Origin of the sequence: Sphingobium sp. LB126 (assembly GCF_002795205.1) — a bacterium.
GTDB classification, from domain to species: domain Bacteria; phylum Pseudomonadota; class Alphaproteobacteria; order Sphingomonadales; family Sphingomonadaceae; genus Sphingobium; species Sphingobium chungbukense.
Window position 1 is genome coordinate 2,571,394 of the sequence record NZ_NETV01000001.1, and the last position, 17,912, is coordinate 2,589,305.

Consider the following 17,912-nt stretch of genomic DNA (forward strand, 5'->3'; position numbering starts at 1 on the left):
GTGCGCGGCCCTTCTTTGACAGATGAATAATTTCCGCTCTAGGCTGTGGGCATAGCGGGCAGCTTCGCGGCCCGACGATCAAATCGAATAAAAGGGGCCTGAATGGCGACCTCCGTTTCAAACGTGGCCGGGGAGGGGAAGACCTGGCTCGGCCATCCCCGCGGCCTGTTCCTGCTGTTTTTCGTGGAGATGTGGGAACGCTTCTCCTTCTACGGTATGCGCGCGCTGCTGATCTTCTACCTGACGCAGCATTTCCTCTTTTCCGACAGCGACGCCTCCTATGCCTATGGCGCCTATATGTCGCTGATCTACATCTCGCCGCTGATGGGCGGCTATCTGGCCGACCGCTATCTGGGGCAGCGCAAGGCGGTGCTGTTCGGCGGGATCGTGATCGCCGTCGGTCATCTGATCCTGGGAATGGAAAGCGACGATGCGGGCGCGATGGGTCTTGGGCTCTTCTGGCTCGGCCTGGCGACGGTGATCACCGGCACGGGCTTCCTCAAATCCAGCGCGTCGGCGCTGGTGGGACAGCTCTATCCGCGCGACGACATGCGGCGCGATCCGGCCTATACGATCTTCTACATGGGCATCAATCTGGGCGCGACCATCGGCCCGGTGATCTGCGGCTATCTCGGCCAGACATGGGGCTGGCACTGGGGTTTCGGCGCCGCGTCGGTCGGCATGATAGCGGGCGTCATCGGTTTCACGCTCAGCAAGCCGCTGTTGCAGGGCAAGGGCGAGCCGCCCGATCCCGATCGTCTGGCTCAGCGCGTCGGCGGGATCATCCCCCGCGAATGGCTGGTCTATCTTTCCAGTCTTGCGTCCATCGCACTGTGCTGGTTCCTCATCCAGCAGCATGTGATCGTCGGCTGGATGCTGGCGGTCGCGAGCGTGGCGGTGGTGCTCTACATCCTGTGGGAAGCCTTTGGCCGGATGGAACGGATCGGGCGCGACCGGATGCTGGCGGCGCTGTTCCTGCTGGTCATCAATCCGATCTTCTGGGGCCTGTACGAGCAGACCGGATCGTCGCTCAGCCTCTTTACGGACCGTTACACGAACCGGCACATACTGGGCTTCAACGTTCCCGCCTCGATGTTCCAGTCGGTCAACGCCGCCTATATCCTGATGTTCGGACCCGTGATCGCTGCGCTCTGGATATGGCTGGCGAAGCGGGGGTGGGAACCGTCGACCCCGGCCAAATTCGGCATCGCCATCGCGCTGGTCGGCGCGGGCTTCCTGATCCTGGTCGCCGGAACGGGCGCGCCCGGCACGCTGACTCCAGTGCTGTTCATCTTCCTCCTCTATCTGTGCCACACCATCGGCGAATTGTGCCTGTCGCCGGTCGGGCTGTCCGCCATGTCGACGTTGGCGCCGTCGCGCATGATCGGGCTGATGATGGGCATCTGGTTCCTCGCCATGGCGCTGGGCGAATATGCCGCCGGGCTGATCTCTGCCGCGACCGGAGGCGAGGGCGGGGCGGCCAGCCGTGACGACGTGCTGGCGGTCTATGGCAGCATCGGCTGGTGGTCGGTCGGCATCGGCATCGCCGTGATGGCCGCTGCGCCGCTGGTCAAGCGGTTGATGCACATCGGGCAGGCGCGATAAGGTGAAAGGGGAGCGGCGTTACCGCGTCGCCCCCCAGATGTCGTCGGCGCGGATGAAGCCCTTTTGTCCGCCCACATCGAACCCGCACCAGCCCTTGCCGCAGGAGGAAATCCGCCCGACCACGCCCCGTTGCGCGCGAAAGACGGTGCGGGCCTCCTCATTGGCGGATTCCCGCATCGGCGCGATCTCGGCGGTGACGATGGCGGTCGGCGCGTCGCTCAAAAGCCGGACGTGCATCCAGCCCTGCGTTCCGGTCGAATCCTCGACCTTGCGCCACAGGCCCAGCACCTGAACCACCTTCACCGGCAGGTCGCGGCGGCGATAGACCCAGTTGGAGGGGTAATCCAGGCTGGGGCCGACGCGCATCCGGGCCTCGTCATGGCTGAGGGAGGCCCAGTAAGGCACCGGCTTGACCGGGTTCGCCCCCGCGCCGCCGCTCAGGCAAATGGCGGCGATCAGCCCCGCGCCCAGCAAATAGCCCTTCATGTTCCCATATTCCCCAAGCCGAACGATACTGCATTTATAGACGCCGGGCGGCAGCCCCGACAACCGCTCTTATGCCAGGCCCGCGCCGCGGCGGAGCGTCGCCAGGTCGTGATGCGTCGGCATCGCAGCGACTTGGCGGTATAAGCGCTTGACCATCGCGCCTGTGAAGCATAGCGGCCGGATATGGCCAAGAAACCGCGCCCCGCCACGCCGCGCGTCATCGTCACGCGCCGCCTGCCTCCCAATGTGGAGGCGCGCATGGCCGATCTGTTCGACACCGTCTTCAACATCGGCGACGTTCCGATGGACCGCGCCGCGCTGACCCGCGTCATGGCACAATGCGACGTGCTGGTGCCTGCCGTCACCGACCAGATCGACGCCGCGCTGATCGAGGCGGCGCCGGAACGGCTGCAACTGATCGCCAGCTTCGGCAGTGGTGTCGATCATATCGACCTCGCCGCCGCGCGGAAGAAGGGGATCATCGTCACCAATACCCCGGGCGTGTTGACCGAGGATACGGCCGACATGACGATGGCGCTGATCCTGTCGGTGCCGCGCCGCCTGGCCGAGGGGGAGAAGCTGGTGCGATCCGGCGCCTGGACCGGCTGGAGCCCGTCCGGCATGCTCGGCCATCGCATCGGCGGCAAGAAGCTGGGGATCATCGGCATGGGCCGCATCGGCCGGGCGGTAGCCCGGCGGGCGACGGCATTCGGCCTCTCCATCGCCTATCACAACCGCCATCGCCTGCCCTTCGAGGTCGAGCAGGAACTGGAGGCGCATTGGTATCCGGACCTGGACTCGCTGCTGGCGGCCAGCGACATCGTGTCGATCCACTGTCCGCTCAATGCCGACAGCCGGGGGATGATCGATGCGCGGCGGATCGCGCTCATGCGGTCGGACGCCTATCTGATCAATACCTCCCGCGCGGAGATCACCGACGAACCGGCGCTGATCACGGCGCTGGCGGAAGGGCGGATCGCGGGGGCGGGGCTCGACGTCTATACCCATGAACCGGCGATCGACCCGCGCTTGCTGGAACTCTCCAATGTCGTGCTGCTGCCGCATATGGGGTCCGCCACGTTCGAGGGGCGCGACGCGACCGGCGCGCGGGTGATCGCCAATATCCGTAGCTGGGTGGACGGGCATCGTCCGCCCAATCAGGTGCTGGAAGGCTGGGTCTGACATGCACGGTTTTTCCGGCCGGTTCCTGGCCTGGGGAGCCGCGCATCGGCAAATCACACATCGCAACTTCGCAGATGTTTGTCACCGCCCCGCGAGAGCGCGCTGCGTTAAATCGTACGCAAGCCGCGCGCTCTAAGTTTTTGTTGTCGCATCGTTTTAAGCGCCAAACCGGTTCCCACTTTGCGCACGATGCTCTAGCCGGAACCCCACTGCCTCACCATCCGTTGGAATATGCGGGTCTTTCAACGGAAGGAGTGTCGCATGATCCGTCTGGCCATCATTTCGCTCGTGATTGCCGCTGTCCTGGCCATATTGGGCTTTGGCGGCGCGGCGGGCGCCTTTGTCGGTATCGCCAAATTCCTGTTCGTGTTGGCGATCGCGCTGTTCCTGATCTTCCTGGTGCTCGGCCTGCTGGCTGGCAAGGGTATCAGGAATGCGATAGACTGACCGTCCATGACATGGATCGGCATCACTGAGATAGGCGCTGGAGTGGACGAAACCGGCCGGCTGACACGCGATGAAGCCGGCTTCCTGCTCCAGCGTGATCTCGGCGGCACCTTCCGGCTGGTGCTGCTGCGCGTGCCTGTCGACCATGTCGAAAAGCGGGTCAGGGTACGGGGATTTTATGCCGGCGAGGGCATAGTGGAGGTCGAAGGGGTGGCCGCTGCCTGACCGCGCTGCGGCCCTGCGTGTATCAGGATCGCATTTGCCTCACGGATTGAACGAATCGCGCGGATCATAGGACGGCATGACGTCATGCGTGCGCACGAAACGGGCGCATGCGCCGAATCCGCGATTATTCTCGAGCGGCAATGCGGTTTCGCAATAGGCGCATTCCGCCATCAACCGGCCGACCATCCACTGGCTGCGGCCGCAACTGGGGCAGTGATTGGCTTCCCCCGGATGGTAGTGAATGATGTAACCCCTTAAGGCCGGGTCAAAAGACTTGCCGGTAGCGAGGCTCGAAACTGGGCGCATCGTCTCTTCCTCCTCAGACATATATTCTCGGCATCGGCGCGAAAGTGCACGAGACCCGATCACGCCTGCATTGATGCAACGACGACAGTCAGAGCGAGCGACCCATTTTCATCTCTGTGTAGCCCGCTCCTTAAACCAGAACGCGGCTGCCACCCAATGTATCCCGCGTGGAATGACCGCGTCTACAAGAAAGATTCGAAGGAATGTCCCATTTTTGCGCCTTCGCATTTGACTTGGGGCGCGCAGGCGCTATGGCGGCGCGCATCGGGACATATCCGCTTCGGCCGTGAGTTGGGGCGCATCCCGCCACCTTGCCGTCCGGTATTTTTTCGCCGTCCGGCGAGCCCCTGGTGGAATAGCGTCATCCTGCCTCCTCCTGGCCGGGCCACTGCGAGGAGACGCACGACTCATGACCGCCATCGGACAGGACACCCTTGGAACGCGCGACATCTTGAATGTCGGCGGCAAGGACATTGCCTATTATTCGTTGAAGAAGGCCGCCGCCAAGCTGGGCGACGTTTCGCGCCTGCCCTTCTCGATGAAGGTGCTGCTGGAAAACCTGCTCCGCTTCGAGGACGGCGTGACCGTCACCACCGACGACGTGAAGGCGATCGTCGACTGGCAGAACGACAAGGGCAAGGCCGAGCGTGAAATCCAGTATCGCCCCGCCCGCGTGCTGCTACAGGACTTCACCGGCGTTCCCTGCGTCGTCGACCTGGCCGCCATGCGCGACGCGATGAACGAACTGGGCGCCGACGCCAGCAAGATCAACCCGCAGGTTCCCGTCCACCTCGTCATCGACCACTCGGTCATGGTTGACGAATTCGGCACGCCCAAGGCGTTCGAACAGAATGTGGAAATCGAATATCAGCGCAACATGGAACGCTATGACTTCCTGAAGTGGGGTTCCAAGTCGCTCGCCAACTTCTACGCCGTTCCCCCGGGCACCGGCATCTGCCACCAGGTGAATCTGGAAAATATCGCGCAGGCCGTCTGGTCGAGCGAAGGCCCCGACGGCGTCACCGTCGCCTATCCCGACACCTGCGTCGGCACCGACAGCCACACCACCATGGTCAACGGCCTGGGCGTGCTGGGCTGGGGCGTCGGCGGGATCGAGGCTGAAGCCGCGATGCTCGGCCAGCCCGTCTCGATGCTGATCCCTGAAGTCGTCGGCTTCCGCTTCACCGGCACGCTGAAGGAAGGCGTCACCGCCACCGACCTCGTGCTCACCTGCACCCAGATGCTGCGCGCCAAGGGCGTGGTCGGCCGCTTCGTCGAATATTTCGGCCCCGGCCTTGCCTCGCTGTCGCTGGCCGACCGCGCGACGCTCGCCAACATGGCGCCGGAATATGGCGCGACCTGCGGCTTCTTCGGCATCGACGACAAGACGCTGGACTATATGCGCCTGACCGGCCGCACCGAAGAAAATATCGCGCTGGTCGAAGCCTATGCCAAGGAGCAGGGCTTCTGGATCGACCCCGCCGTCGAACCCGTCTTCACCGACACGCTGGAACTGGACCTCGGCACCGTCGTCCCCAGCCTGGCCGGTCCCAAGCGCCCGCAGGACCGCGTCGCGCTGCCGGAAGTCGATGACGTGTTCAACGCCGACATGGCCAACACCTACAAGAAGGCGCAGCAGCGCGTTCCGGTCGAGGGCAAGGATTTCGACATTGGCGACGGCGACGTCACCATTGCCGCGATCACCAGCTGCACCAACACGTCGAACCCCGGCGTTCTGGTCGCCGCGGGCCTCGTCGCCAAGAAGGCGAACGAACTCGGCCTGAAGCCCAAGCCCTGGGTCAAGACCTCGCTCGCCCCCGGTAGCCAAGTCGTCACCGACTATCTGGAAAAGGCCGGTCTTCAGTCGCACCTCGACGCCATCGGCTTCAACCTGGTCGGCTATGGCTGCACCACCTGCATCGGCAACTCCGGCCCGCTGGCCGAACCGATCAGCAAGGCGATCAACGACAACGGCCTGGTCGCCGCCGCCGTCATCTCGGGCAACCGCAACTTCGAAGGCCGCGTGTCGCCGGACGTTCGCGCGAACTTCCTCGCCTCGCCGCCGCTGGTCGTCGCCTACGCCCTCAAGGGCACGGTGATCGAGGATTTCATCACCACCCCGATCGGCAAGAGCAAGGACGGCCAGGACGTGTTCCTGAAGGATATCTGGCCGACCAATGACGAAGTCGCCACCACCATGGCGGGCTGCATGGACCGCCAGATGTTCCAGGCGCGCTACGCCAATGTCTATAAGGGCGATGCGCACTGGCAGGCGATCGATGTCACGGGTTCGGACACCTACAAGTGGCGCGCCGGTTCGACCTATGTCGCCAACCCGCCCTATTTCGAGGGGCTGTCCATGACCCCGGCGCCGGTCACCGACATCATCGAAGCCAAGCCGCTCGCGATCTTCGGTGATTCGATCACAACCGACCACATCTCGCCGGCCGGCTCGATCAAGGCGTCTTCGCCCGCGGGCAAGTGGCTGAGCGAGCATCAGGTCAGCCAGGCCGACTTTAACAGCTATGGTTCGCGCCGTGGCCATCACGAAGTCATGATGCGCGGCACCTTCGCCAACATCCGCATCAAGAATCTGATGCTGGACGGCGTCGAAGGCGGCATGACCCGCTATGAAGGCGAAGTCATGCCGATCTACGACGCGGCGATGAAGCACAAGGCGGACGGCACGTCGCTGGTCGTCATCGGCGGCAAGGAATATGGCACCGGCTCGTCGCGCGACTGGGCGGCGAAGGGCACCAACCTGCTCGGCGTCCGTTCGGTCATCGTCGAAAGCTTCGAGCGTATCCACCGTTCGAACCTGGTCGGCATGGGCGTGCTGCCGCTCCAGTTCAAGGACGGCGAGAACAAGGACACGCTGGGCCTGACGGGCGACGAGACCTTCACCATCCAGAATGTGTCGGGTCTCAAGCCCCGCCAGGACGTGGACGTGATCGTGAAGCGCGCCGACGGCTCGACCTTCACCTTCACCGCGCTGTGCCGCATCGATACCGTCAACGAACTGGATTATTTCCTGAACGGCGGCATCCTTCAATATGTGCTGCGCAAGCTGGCCGCTTGATCGGCTGACAGGCTGAGTTGGAGGAAAAAGGGCCGTCTCCTAAAGAGGAGGCGGCCCTTTTCTTGTGGGGGACGATGTGCCGATCCTTGTCGAAATCGCCGGCTGGCTGGGCGCGATATTGGTGCTGGGCGCCTATATGCTGGTGTCGAGCGGGCGCGTGTCGGGCAAGTCCGCGCTGTTCCAGGGGATGAATGCGTTGGGCTCGGCGCTCTTCATCCTCAACACCTGGTGGCACGGCGCCATTCCCTCGATGGTGCTCAACATCGTCTGGCTGGGTATCGGCATCGCGGCACTGGCCCGCATCGTCCGCCTGGGTCGCGCGGGGCGATAGGAGGAATATCGCCGCCTCAAGAAAGGCTGGGGTAGCGGTCCGGGCTTCCAATGGCTACCAACGCGGTAGAGATGAAAAAAGCGCTGATCGTCCGTCATGTGCCGCGCGAAGGAGCGGCGGGGTATCTCCAGCCGATCGAGGCCGCAGGCTTTGAGATCGAACGGATCGACGTCGCCAGTCCCGATTTCCTGGATGCCGACCTTAGCACGCCCGATCTGCTGATCATGATGGGCGGGCCGATGGGCGTCTATGAGCAGCATATCCACCCCTGGATTCCGCACCAGATCGAGAAGCTCGCCGCCCGGCTGGAGCAGGACCTGCCGACGCTGGGCGTGTGCCTGGGCAGTCAGATGATCGCGGCGGCGCTGGGTGCCCGCGTCTATCCCGGCGGCCATATGGAATTGGGCTTTGCGCCAGTCACGCTGAACGGGACGGGCGTCGATTCCCCGCTTCGCCATTTGCGGGATGTTCCCGTCCTGCACTGGCACAGCGACACATTCGATCTACCCGCTGGCGTGGACCTGCTCGCCTCGACCGAAAATTACGCGCATCAGGCCTTCCGCCGCGGGCGGAACCTGCTGGCGCTCCAGTTTCACGCCGAAATGGGGGAGGACCCCCGCTTCGAGGATTGGCTCACGCATTTCTGGGCCGATCTCGATATGGCGAAGCAATGCGGCATTGCGCTGCGGCAGGACCATGCCGATCACGGTCCCGGCGCGGTCGCGGCGGGCCGGGCAATGATCGGGGAATGGCTGGCGGGCCTGGAATCCTAGAGCGCGCGGCTTGCATATGATTTAATGCAGCGCGCTCTAGGGCAGCGCCTTGCTCTAAAATTCGACTTCCAATTCCTCTACCTCGTCCTTTTCCTTGCGCGCGGCGTCGATCCATTCGCGCATCAAGGGCCAGTCGTTGCTGAAATTGCAATAAGCTGCCGATTTGGCCGACAGCGGCACGGCGTAACTCAGGAAACGCTGCGCTACCGGCGCGAACATGGCATCGGCGACGGTCGGCTTCTCCCCGAACAGCCAGGGGCCGCCATAGGCATCCAGGCATTCGGTCCAAATCTCCTCGATCCGCTCGATATCCTGTTTCGCGCCCGAAAAGACCGGGAATTTCTCATGCCGGACCTTGAGGTTCATCGGCAGGGCGGATCGCAGGTTGATGAAACCCGAATGAATCTCACCCGACACCGACCGGCAATGGGCGCGGGCGATGCGATCGTCCGGATAGAGCCCGGCATGGGGGTAAAGCTCATGCAGATATTCCGCAATTGCGAGCGTATCCCACACGCTCGCCCCCTCATGGGTCAGGCGCGGGACCAGCACGGAGGGGGACAAAAGCAGCAATTCCGCCCGGTTTTCGGGATCGTCGAGCGCGATCGTCTTTTCCGCCACCTGCAATCCGGCAAGGCGGCACAACAGCCATCCGCGCAGGGACCAAGAGGAATAAGTCTTGCTGGAAATGGTCAATTCCGCGTCGGCCATGGCAAATCCTCCCGCTTTATCCTACTTTTCCATCAATCATGATGCGGTGCAATATGGAAAACCTGTATAGACCTATAATGATGGTCGAATCGGGACCGAACGAGATCAGGGCGCGTTTGATTAGATGAAGATGCTGTACAGTGGCTATCAGGCGTGGAACGACATGCTGGCTCCGGCCCGGTTCGGGGCACAGATCGCATTGTCTTTCAGGGATAAAATGGGCCCCGTGGCGGATTGGGCGATGCCCCGCCGCATGTTTGCCATGATGGATGTGTTCCAGGGCGCGAAGCTGACCCATCGCCGTCCCGCCTATGCGATTCGCCCGGTCGAAACGGGCAATGCGCTGGTTCCGGTGCGGGAGGAAGTGGCGCTGGACATGCCCTTCGGCAATCTGCTGCACTTTGCCAAGGACGATGTGGAGACCGCCCAGCCGAAGGTTCTGGTGGTGGCGCCGATGTCCGGCCATTTCGCGACCCTGCTGCGCAACACGGTGCAGACGCTGCTCCGCGACCATGACGTCTATATCACCGATTGGAAGAATGCGCGCGACGTGCCGCTCAGCGCCGGCCGTTTCGGCTTCGACGACTATGTCGACTATATCATGACCTTCATGCAGGAGCTGGGGCCGGGTTCGCACCTCGTCTCCGTCTGCCAGCCCTGCGTGCCCGCCATGGCGGCGGTGTCGATCATGTCGGAGGACAAGGACCCTGCCACGCCGCGTTCCATGACCCTGATGGGTGGCCCGATCGACACGCGCGCCGCGCCCACGGTCGTCAACGAACTTGCCAATGAACAGACGCTGGAATGGTTCGAGGACAACTTGATCAGCATGGTGCCGATGCGCTATGCGGGCCGGGGACGGCGGGTCTATCCGGGTTTTCTGCAGCTTTCGGCGTTCATGTCGATGAACATGGACCGCCATGGTGCCGCGCATCGCGAACTGTACCAGCTCTTGGCCGACGGCAAGCAGGTGGAAGCGGACAGGATCAAGACATTCTACGAGGAATATTTCGCGGTCCTGGACATGACCGCGGAATTCTACCTCGAAACCGTGGACAAGGTGTTCCAGCGCACCCTCCTGGCGAAGGGCGAACTCACCTATCGCGGGCGCAAGGTCAATCCGGGTGCGATCCGCAACACCGCGTTGCTGACGGTCGAGGGTGAGAAGGACGATGTCTGTGCCGTGGGTCAGACGGCGGCGGCCCATGCGCTCTGCACGGGTTTGCGTCCGCATCTCAAGCGCCATCACCTCCAGCCCGGCGTTGGCCATTATGGCGTGTTTTCAGGCAGCAAATGGGAAAAGCAGGTCTATCCGCAGGTGCGGAACATGATCCTGGCGATGAACTGAGCCTGCCCGGGCATTCGGGGGAAGGCGGACCTCCCCCCTTTCGTCACCCAGGGCAAGCCGGGGGTGACGAGGGCGATCACGGCTGCAAGCCGCTAAATCCGCTATTCTATTTCTCCAACGCATATTGAACGGTCAGCGTCACCGAAGACCCGACCTGTCCCGGCTCGACCGGGGTGGCGGGGGCGGCATCGGCCTTGAACCGCGCGGCCGCCATCATCGGCATGGGTGGCTGGCCGCCGCTGTTGCTCTCCGCCAGCGACACCAGCCGGGCCGAGCGATAGCCGGCCGCCTGCGCATAGAAATCCGCCTGCGCCTTGGCGCTCTTGAGCGCCGCCGCCCGTGCCTGCGCCAGCATCGGCGCGGGATCGCTGATCGAGAAGCTCGGCCCGTTCACATTGGTCGCGCCCGCCTCGACCATGGTGTCGAGCAGCGTTCCCACCTTCTTGATGTCGCGCAGCTTCACCGAAAGCTGGTTCGACGCCTCATAGCCGATGAAGCGCGGTCCCGACGGCTGGCCGTCGCGATTGCTGTAATCATATTGCGCGCTCAGATTGATGCCGCTGGTCTGGACATCCTTCTTCGGTATGCCCGCCTTCACCAGCGCAGCGATCAGCTTGTCCATCTGTACCGCATTGTCGCGCATCGCCTGGGCGGCGGTCTGCGCGCGGGTCTGGACCCCGGTGCCGACGGTCGCCATGTCCGGCGCCGCTTCGACGGTTTCCGTAACGTTCAGCGTCACGACGGGAGCGGTTTCGGCAATGGTGACACTGGTCTGCGCCACAGCCGAAACGGGCAGGGCGGCGCCGAGAGCCATCAGGGCAAGCATTGATTTCACGGGGCTTTCTCCTCAAAAAGCGATGCAGGTCTATTGTGACGGCTGCGATGAATGGACGCTGACATGCGTTGAAAGCCGTCAGACAGATTCCGGTTCCCCCTCCTGCCGCGAACCGCCGATCGCTCTTTCGTTTTCCGCATTTTTCCGGCCGTCACCTGTTCCACCCGACTTGAAAATGCTCTAGCTGCACGCCCATGGCGGCTCCCATTCTCTCCTTCGAAAATCTTGGCCTCTCGCAGGGCACCCACTGGCTGTTCCGCAATCTCGACATTTTCGTCGGGGAGAGGGACAGGCTGGCGCTGATCGGCCGCAACGGCGCGGGCAAGACCACGTTGCTGAAGCTCATTGCCGGGCAGATCGAACCGGATGAGGGCACCCGGTCGGTCCGGCCTGGCGCGCGGGTCATCATGCTGGAGCAGGACCCCGACGTCGGCAGCTTCGCCACGCTGCGCGATTTCGCGTTGGCGGGCCAGTTCGCGCCGCCCGCCCATGAGGTGGAGGCCATTGCCAGCCAGCTAGGCACCGACCTCAATCGCGAGGCCGCGACCGCTTCGGGGGGCGAGCGTCGCCGCGCCGCCATCGCCCGCGCCCTGGCGAGCGAACCCGACCTGCTGCTGCTCGACGAACCGACCAACCATCTCGACATCGACGCGATCGACTGGCTGGAGGGCTGGCTCAGCCGCTATAATGGCGCCTTCATCGTGATCAGTCACGACCGCGCCTTCCTGACCCGCCTGACGCGCCAGACGCTGTGGCTCGACCGGGGCGGCATCCGCCGCAACGAGATCGGCTTCGGCGGTTTCGAGGAATGGATGGAAGCCGTCTATGCTGAAGAGGCCCGCGCCGCCGAGAAACTCGACGCCAAGCTCAAGATCGAGGCCCACTGGCTGGAACGCGGTGTCACCGCCCGGCGCAAGCGCAACCAGGGCCGCCTTGCCAAATTGTGGGAGATGCGCGCCCAGCGCGCCGCCATGGTCGGGCCGCAGGGCGTTGCGAAGATCGCCGTCGCCAGCGACGACAACAAGACGAAAAGCGTCATCACCGCCGAGCATGTCACCAAGCAGTTCGGCGAGCGCACGGTCATCAAGGATTTCTCCCTGCGCATCCAGCGCGGCGACCGCATCGGTATCGTCGGCGGCAATGGCGCGGGCAAGACCACGCTGTTGAAGCTCCTCACCGGCGAACTCGCGCCCGACGCGGGGCAAGTCAAACAGGCCAAGTCGCTCGACATGATCTTCATCGACCAGCAGCGCAGCCTGATGCAGCCCGACAAGCGGGTGAGGGATGTGCTGGCCGAAGGTGGCGACTGGATCGACGTGCGCGGCGTGCGCAAGCATGTCCACGGCTATCTCAAAGAATTCCTCTTCGACCCCTCGCTGGCCGAGGCGAGGGTGGGGACGCTGTCCGGCGGCGAACGCTCCCGGCTCCTGTTCGCCCGCGAATTCGCTCGCGAATCGAACCTGCTGGTACTGGATGAGCCGACCAACGATCTCGATCTCGAAACGCTCGACCTGCTCCAGGAGGTGATCGCCGACTATGAGGGCACGGTCCTGATCGTCAGCCACGACCGCGATTTTCTCGACCGCACCGTCACCGTGACGCTGGGGCTGGACGGCTCCGGCACGATCGACGTGATCGTCGGGGGCTATGCCGACTGGGTTGCCAAGCGCCAGCCGAAGAACGCGCCAAGGCAGGAGAAGAAGACCGCCGCGCCGCCGCCGCAAAAGACCGCCGCGACGAAGCTCAGCTACAAGGACCAGCGCGACTTCGATCTGATCCCTAAGCAAATCGAGTCGATCGAGGCCGCCATCGCCCGCGACGAAGAGGCGTTGGCCGATCCCAATCTCTACAGTCGCGACCCGAAGAAATTCGATGCTCTCACAAAGGCGATCGAAAAGGCCCGCGCCGAAAAGGACGCGGCGGAGGAACGCTGGCTCGAACTGGCGGAAAGGGCCGAAGGGCTGGGTGCCTAGAAGGCCTTGCGCCAATCGTCTCATCTGATAGCCAAGGCAGCAGGTCAGGGGGAAGCGATGGAACAGTCCACGGCGACGCAGGATGATGACGTGATCGACGGCCATCATGCGGTCCATTATGTGAACCGAGTCGGCTGGCTGCGCGCCGCCGTGCTGGGCGCGAATGACGGCATCGTCTCGACCGCCAGCCTGCTCACGGGCATCGCGGCTTCCGGGGCGGCGCCCTCGACGATCCTTCTTTCCGGCACAGCGGCGCTGGTGGCGGGCGCCATGTCGATGGCGGCGGGCGAATATGTTTCCGTCAGCGCCCAATCCGATACCGAACGTGCCGACCTGGCCAAGGAAAAGAAGGCTTTGGCCCAACAACCTCATGTGGAGTGGGAGGAGTTGCGCAACATCTATGTCGATCGCGGCCTGACCGCGGATCTGGCGGGGCAAGTGGCGACGCAACTCATGAATATCGATGCGCTGGCTGCCCATGCGCGCGATGAACTGGGCATTTCGGACATCAGCACCGCGCGCCCGGTTCAGGCCGCGTTTACATCCGCGGCGACCTTTTCCGCCGGCGCCATCGCGCCACTGTTGGCGGCGGTCGCATATCCTTCCCATGCGCTTGTAGCTGTGGCGGTTACGTCGTTGGTTTGCCTTGCCATATTGGGTTATGTCGGTGCGCGGCTCGGCGGCGGGGGGATCATCCGTGCCGTCGCACGCGTCGTTTTCTGGGGCGTGTTCGCGATGCTGGCGACATCCGGCGTGGGCAAGCTTTTCGGCGCAGCCATATGACGGCAGAAGCCGCCGCCTATCTCCAAGGAGTGACAAGATGACCGATATCCAGCAAATCCCGCTCAAGACCATCAAGGGTGCCGACGCCAGCCTCGCCGACTATGCGGGAAAGGTGGTGCTGGCGGTCAACGTCGCGTCCAAATGCGGCCTGACCCCGCAATATGAGGGCCTTGAAAAGCTCTACCGCGATTACAAGGACCAGGGCCTGGTCGTCGCCGGTTTCCCCGCCAACGATTTCGGCGCGCAGGAACCGGGCAGCAATGACGAGATCGCGACCTTCTGTACCACCAATTTCGGTGTCGATTTCCCGATGTTCGAAAAGATCGTGGTGACCGGTCCGGAAAAGCACCCGCTCTATGCTGCCCTTACCAGTGCCCGGCCCGAAGCGCAGGGCGACGGCGCCGCCTTCCGCGAAAAGCTGCAAGGCTATGGCATCACGCCCAATCCCGAGCCGGAAGTCCTGTGGAATTTCGAGAAGTTCGTGATCGCGAAGGACGGCAGCGTCGCGGCCCGCTTCGCGCCCACTACCGCGCCCGATGACGCCTCGCTGATCGCCGCCATCGAGGCCGAACTGGCGAAATGATGGGGAGGGCCGCCATTCTCCCCGACCGGAATGGCGGCGCTCACCGTTCGTGCCTGATCCTCGGCGGGCGCGGCTGACGGGCGCCTATTCGATCCCATGCTGCCACCCGCCATCGCCTTTCATCAGATCGGCCCGGTCCTCGAAACATTGAGCATCGTCGGCACTTTCGTGTTCGCCGCCTCGGGCGCGCTCGCTGCCGCGCGGTTGCGCCAGACGCTCGTGACTTTCGCCTTCTTCGCGCTGGTGACGGGGGTGGGGGGCGGAACGGTCCGCGATCTGCTGATCGGTGCCCCGGTGTTCTGGGTCCATGATGCGACGCCCGCGATTGCCTGCATGATCGCGGCATTGCTCATCTGGTTCACGCCGCGCCGCTGGTGGAGCGACCGCGCTCTCGACTGGCTCGACGCGATCGGTCTTGCCGCCTTCGCCGTCTACGGCGCGGCCAAGGCGATGAGCTACGGCATTCCGCCCCTCGTCGCGGCGATGATGGGCGTCGTCACCGGTTGCGTCGGCGGTATCATGCGTGACCTGCTGGCGCACGAACCGTCGATCCTGCTGCGTCCGGAGCTTTATGTGACGGCTGCGGCGCTCGCGTCGGGTCTGTTCGTCTGCCTGCGCTGGTGGGGACTGGACGTACCGGTCGCCGGCCTGATCGCTGCGTTTCTGGGATTCCTGCTCCGCGCTGTCGCAATCTGGCGCGGCCTTGGATTGCCGCATTACAAGCGAGCGGGGGACTGAGGCAATTGTCGGCTTTGGGGGACTTCCGCTCCCCGCTTCGTCACCCGGATCAAGCCCCGGATGACGAGAATGGCGATGCCGGAACCGTCAGTCCGGCCGCGTCCATATCCAGGTTCCGCCGATCAGGGCGGCTCCAAGCGGAATCAGGAACCACGGGAAGGGCGAGAACAGCAGCGCGATCACCACGCTGAATGCAAAGGCTGCCAGAGCGGCTTTCTTCCCCCGCCGGCTGATCGCGCCCTTTTCCCGCCATCGCCGGATATGCGGCCCGAAATGACGATGCTCCAGCAGCCGGGCTTCCATCGCCGGACTGGATCGGGCAAAGCAGAAGGCGGCCAGGATCATGAACGGCACGGTGGGCAGCAACGGCAAAAAGGCCCCGATCGCTCCCAGGCCCAGCGAAAGAAAGCCGCAGGCAAGATAGATATGCCGCCGCATCAGGCCGAAGGCAGCCGCAGCCGGACCAGCACACCGCCCAGATCCTCGCTTTCCTCCAGCGCGACCGACCCGCCATAGATTTCCGCGACATCCCGCACGATGGCGAGGCCAAGACCCGTACCCGGCTTGCCCGAATCAAGCCTGACACCCCGGTCGAAGATGCGCGTGCGATCGGCTTGGGCTATGCCCATGCCGTCATCCTCGACCAGGATTTCGACCATGGCGCCCCTGCGCCCGACCGTCGCGAACACGCTGCCGCCGCCATATTTCGCGGCATTCTCGATCAGATTGCCCAGCATTTCGTCCAAATCCTGCCGCTCGACCCGGACGGCGGCGTCCTTCACGCCATCCATGTCGATCCGCACATCCGGATAGAGCCGCCGTACCGCGCGTTCGACCGCGTCGAGGCTGGGCCAGACCTCCGCCCGGCTCTGTGCCGCGCCGCGCCGCCCCACGGCGCGGGCGCGGGCGAGGTGATGGTCGACCTGCCGCCGCATCGTCGTTGCCTCACGGATCACCGTATCGCCAAGGTCGGGCGATTGCGCGGTCGCGGCGTTCATGATCACCGTCAGCGGCGTCTTGAGCGCATGGGCAAGGTTGCCCGCATGGGTCCGCGCCTCCTCCGCCTGCCGCTCATTATGGGCGAGCAGGGCGTTCAGTTCCTCGACCATCGGCAGCACCTCGGCGGGCATGGGTTCGGTGACCCGGTTCTTCTCGCCCGCCCGCATCCGCACGATCTCGTGCCGCACCTTGCGCAATGGCCGAAGGCCATAAATGGTCTGAAGCGTCGCCAGCACGATCAATCCCAGCGCCAGAAGTGCGAAGCTTTCGAACAGCGTCGATCGCAGCGTCTTGATCTGCGCGTCCAGTCCTTCGCGGGCCTGGGCCACCATGAACATCCAGCGTGTGTTCGATCCCGGCAGGACGATGCTGCGCTCCAATATCCGCAGATCCTCGCCGGGAAACTGGTTGCTGTCATAGATATGGGGCGCATCGTCCTGATGCTCCGGCTTCACCCTGAGCGCCCGGTCCCATAGCGACCGCGACCGCCAATCCTCATGCCCCTTGCCGCTGATCTGATAGTAGAGGCCGCTATTGGGTTCCAGAAAGCGCTGGTCGGCGGGTTCGCGATTGAACAGCACCTCGCCGTCCGGCCCGATTTCCGCCGATGCGATCATGGCGGTCAGCACATAGTTCATGCCATCGTCGAAATTGCGTGTGATCGCGTCCGAAAGCACGCGATCCAAGGCCAGCCCGCCGCCCAGCAGCAGCAGGCTGATCCACAGCGCTGCGATGCCGATCATGCGGCGGCTGAGCGATCCGGTGGATCGAACCGAAGCAGGGGCGTGGGGATCGGTCATCGCGGGCGCCGGAACCTCGGCCCCGATTACCGTCCCGGTTCGTCGAGGCTGTAGCCAAGGCCCCGGATCGTCGTGATGACGTCCGCGCCCAGCTTCTTGCGGATGCGCGTCACGAACACCTCGATCGTATTCGAATCACGATCGAAATCCTGATCGTAAATATGTTCGATGAGTTCGGTGCGGCTCACCACCTTGCCCTTGTGGTGGAGCAGATAGGACAGCAGCTTATATTCCTGCGCGGTCAGCTTCACCGGCTCGCCCTTCAGCGTCACCTTGCCCGACCGGGTGTCCAGCCGCACGTCGCCCGCCGTCAATTCGCTCGACGCATTGCCCGATGCGCGGCGGATCAGGGCGCGCAACCGGGCGATCAGTTCCTCGCTCTGGAACGGCTTGGCCAGATAATCGTCCGCGCCCGCGTCCAGCCCCGCCACCTTGTCCGACCAGCTGTCGCGCGCCGTCAGCACCAGCACCGGAAAACTGCGGCCTTCTTTGCGCCAGCGGTCCAGCACGGTCAGCCCGTCAATGGTCGGCAGGCCCAGGTCCAGCACCACCGCGTCGTAGCTTTCGGTCGCGCCCAGAAAATGCCCGTCCTCGCCATCATCGGCCAGATCCACGGCGTAACCCGCGCCCTCCAGCGTATTGCGGAGCTGTTGCCCGAGGCTAGGTTCATCTTCGACGATCAGCAGACGCATATGGCCCCGTTTCTCT

The 17,912-nt window shown here is 63.9% G+C and carries 19 protein-coding genes; 12 read left to right on the forward strand and 7 right to left on the reverse strand.

Annotated elements, in window-relative coordinates:
* Window positions 1-102 precede the first annotated feature (102 nt).
* Window positions 103-1,605, forward strand: a complete 1,503-nt coding sequence (locus tag CAF53_RS12555) for a peptide MFS transporter (protein ID WP_046763387.1) — start codon at window positions 103-105, stop codon at window positions 1,603-1,605.
* Window positions 1,606-1,623: 18 nt separating this feature from the next.
* On the opposite strand, the gene CAF53_RS12560 is transcribed toward CAF53_RS12555, so the two are convergent.
* Window positions 1,624-2,091 (reverse strand): SH3 domain-containing protein, encoded by a 468-nt coding sequence (locus CAF53_RS12560; RefSeq protein WP_046763386.1) that lies wholly within the window; start codon window positions 2,089-2,091, stop codon window positions 1,624-1,626.
* A 183-nt stretch (window positions 2,092-2,274) separates the two neighbouring features.
* Here CAF53_RS12560 and CAF53_RS12565 point away from each other — a divergent pair, with 183 nt between their 5' ends.
* The 3 genes from CAF53_RS12565 to CAF53_RS12575 all read left to right on the forward strand — a co-directional run bounded on the left by CAF53_RS12565 (window position 2,275) and on the right by CAF53_RS12575 (window position 3,945).
* A complete protein-coding gene (locus CAF53_RS12565) occupies window positions 2,275-3,273 on the forward strand; it encodes a D-glycerate dehydrogenase (RefSeq protein ID WP_100238229.1) in 999 nt (332 codons plus the stop codon).
* 261 nt (window positions 3,274-3,534) lie between these two features.
* Entirely contained in the window at window positions 3,535-3,720 is a 186-nt protein-coding gene (locus CAF53_RS12570) for a DUF1328 domain-containing protein (protein ID WP_046763384.1), read from the forward strand.
* A gap of 21 nt (window positions 3,721-3,741) precedes the next feature.
* Window positions 3,742-3,945 carry a DUF5818 domain-containing protein gene (locus tag CAF53_RS12575; protein WP_100238800.1) on the forward strand — a complete coding sequence of 68 codons (204 nt, stop codon included), beginning with the start codon at window positions 3,742-3,744 and terminating at the stop codon, window positions 3,943-3,945.
* A gap of 39 nt (window positions 3,946-3,984) precedes the next feature.
* Here the strand turns inward: CAF53_RS12575 and CAF53_RS12580 are convergent, their stop codons facing one another.
* On the reverse strand, window positions 3,985-4,251 hold the full coding sequence (locus CAF53_RS12580; protein ID WP_046763383.1) for a hypothetical protein: 267 nt from the start codon (window positions 4,249-4,251) through the stop codon (window positions 3,985-3,987).
* Window positions 4,252-4,660: 409 nt separating this feature from the next.
* Between CAF53_RS12580 and acnA the strand changes: the two genes are divergently transcribed.
* The 3 genes from acnA (at window position 4,661) to CAF53_RS12595 (ending at window position 8,434) form a co-directional block, all read left to right on the forward strand.
* Entirely contained in the window at window positions 4,661-7,330 is a 2,670-nt protein-coding gene (gene acnA, locus CAF53_RS12585; RefSeq protein ID WP_100238230.1) for an aconitate hydratase AcnA, read from the forward strand.
* A 76-nt stretch (window positions 7,331-7,406) separates the two neighbouring features.
* Window positions 7,407-7,661, forward strand: a complete 255-nt coding sequence (locus CAF53_RS12590) for a hypothetical protein (RefSeq protein ID WP_046763665.1) — start codon at window positions 7,407-7,409, stop codon at window positions 7,659-7,661.
* 71 nt (window positions 7,662-7,732) lie between these two features.
* Window positions 7,733-8,434 (forward strand): glutamine amidotransferase, encoded by a 702-nt coding sequence (locus CAF53_RS12595; protein ID WP_100238801.1) that lies wholly within the window; start codon window positions 7,733-7,735, stop codon window positions 8,432-8,434.
* A 54-nt stretch (window positions 8,435-8,488) separates the two neighbouring features.
* On the opposite strand, the gene CAF53_RS12600 is transcribed toward CAF53_RS12595, so the two are convergent.
* Window positions 8,489-9,145 (reverse strand): glutathione S-transferase, encoded by a 657-nt coding sequence (locus CAF53_RS12600; protein WP_046763381.1) that lies wholly within the window; start codon window positions 9,143-9,145, stop codon window positions 8,489-8,491.
* A 124-nt stretch (window positions 9,146-9,269) separates the two neighbouring features.
* Between CAF53_RS12600 and phaZ the strand changes: the two genes are divergently transcribed.
* Complete coding sequence (phaZ, locus tag CAF53_RS12605; protein WP_046763380.1) at window positions 9,270-10,493, forward strand: polyhydroxyalkanoate depolymerase; 1,224 nt, start codon at window positions 9,270-9,272, stop codon at window positions 10,491-10,493.
* A gap of 106 nt (window positions 10,494-10,599) precedes the next feature.
* On the opposite strand, the gene CAF53_RS12610 is transcribed toward phaZ, so the two are convergent.
* Entirely contained in the window at window positions 10,600-11,328 is a 729-nt protein-coding gene (locus tag CAF53_RS12610) for an SIMPL domain-containing protein (protein WP_046763379.1), read from the reverse strand.
* A gap of 194 nt (window positions 11,329-11,522) precedes the next feature.
* On the opposite strand from CAF53_RS12610, the gene CAF53_RS12615 reads away from it, so the two are divergent.
* From CAF53_RS12615 to CAF53_RS12630, 4 genes are all read left to right on the forward strand, one after another.
* Window positions 11,523-13,301 (forward strand): ATP-binding cassette domain-containing protein, encoded by a 1,779-nt coding sequence (locus CAF53_RS12615; protein WP_046763378.1) that lies wholly within the window; start codon window positions 11,523-11,525, stop codon window positions 13,299-13,301.
* Window positions 13,302-13,358: 57 nt separating this feature from the next.
* On the forward strand, window positions 13,359-14,084 hold the full coding sequence (locus CAF53_RS12620) for a VIT family protein (RefSeq protein WP_100238231.1): 726 nt from the start codon (window positions 13,359-13,361) through the stop codon (window positions 14,082-14,084).
* 37 nt (window positions 14,085-14,121) lie between these two features.
* Window positions 14,122-14,667 carry a glutathione peroxidase gene (locus tag CAF53_RS12625; protein ID WP_100238232.1) on the forward strand — a complete coding sequence of 182 codons (546 nt, stop codon included), beginning with the start codon at window positions 14,122-14,124 and terminating at the stop codon, window positions 14,665-14,667.
* Between the two features lie 96 nt (window positions 14,668-14,763).
* Window positions 14,764-15,405: a trimeric intracellular cation channel family protein gene (locus CAF53_RS12630; protein WP_100238233.1), complete on the forward strand. Its 642-nt coding sequence runs from the start codon at window positions 14,764-14,766 to the stop codon at window positions 15,403-15,405.
* A gap of 87 nt (window positions 15,406-15,492) precedes the next feature.
* Here CAF53_RS12630 and CAF53_RS12635 read toward each other — a convergent pair whose 3' ends face one another.
* The 3 genes from CAF53_RS12635 to CAF53_RS12645 all read right to left on the reverse strand — a co-directional run bounded on the left by CAF53_RS12635 (window position 15,493) and on the right by CAF53_RS12645 (window position 17,896).
* On the reverse strand, window positions 15,493-15,843 hold the full coding sequence (locus CAF53_RS12635; protein WP_100238234.1) for a YbaN family protein: 351 nt from the start codon (window positions 15,841-15,843) through the stop codon (window positions 15,493-15,495).
* Window positions 15,843-17,147: a HAMP domain-containing sensor histidine kinase gene (locus CAF53_RS12640; protein ID WP_084733096.1), complete on the reverse strand. Its 1,305-nt coding sequence runs from the start codon at window positions 17,145-17,147 to the stop codon at window positions 15,843-15,845. Before CAF53_RS12640 ends, CAF53_RS12635 begins: the two co-directional genes overlap by 1 nt.
* Before the next feature lie 83 nt (window positions 17,148-17,230).
* Window positions 17,231-17,896 carry a response regulator transcription factor gene (locus tag CAF53_RS12645; RefSeq protein ID WP_044662519.1) on the reverse strand — a complete coding sequence of 222 codons (666 nt, stop codon included), beginning with the start codon at window positions 17,894-17,896 and terminating at the stop codon, window positions 17,231-17,233.
* Between the last annotated feature and the right edge of the window lie 16 nt (window positions 17,897-17,912).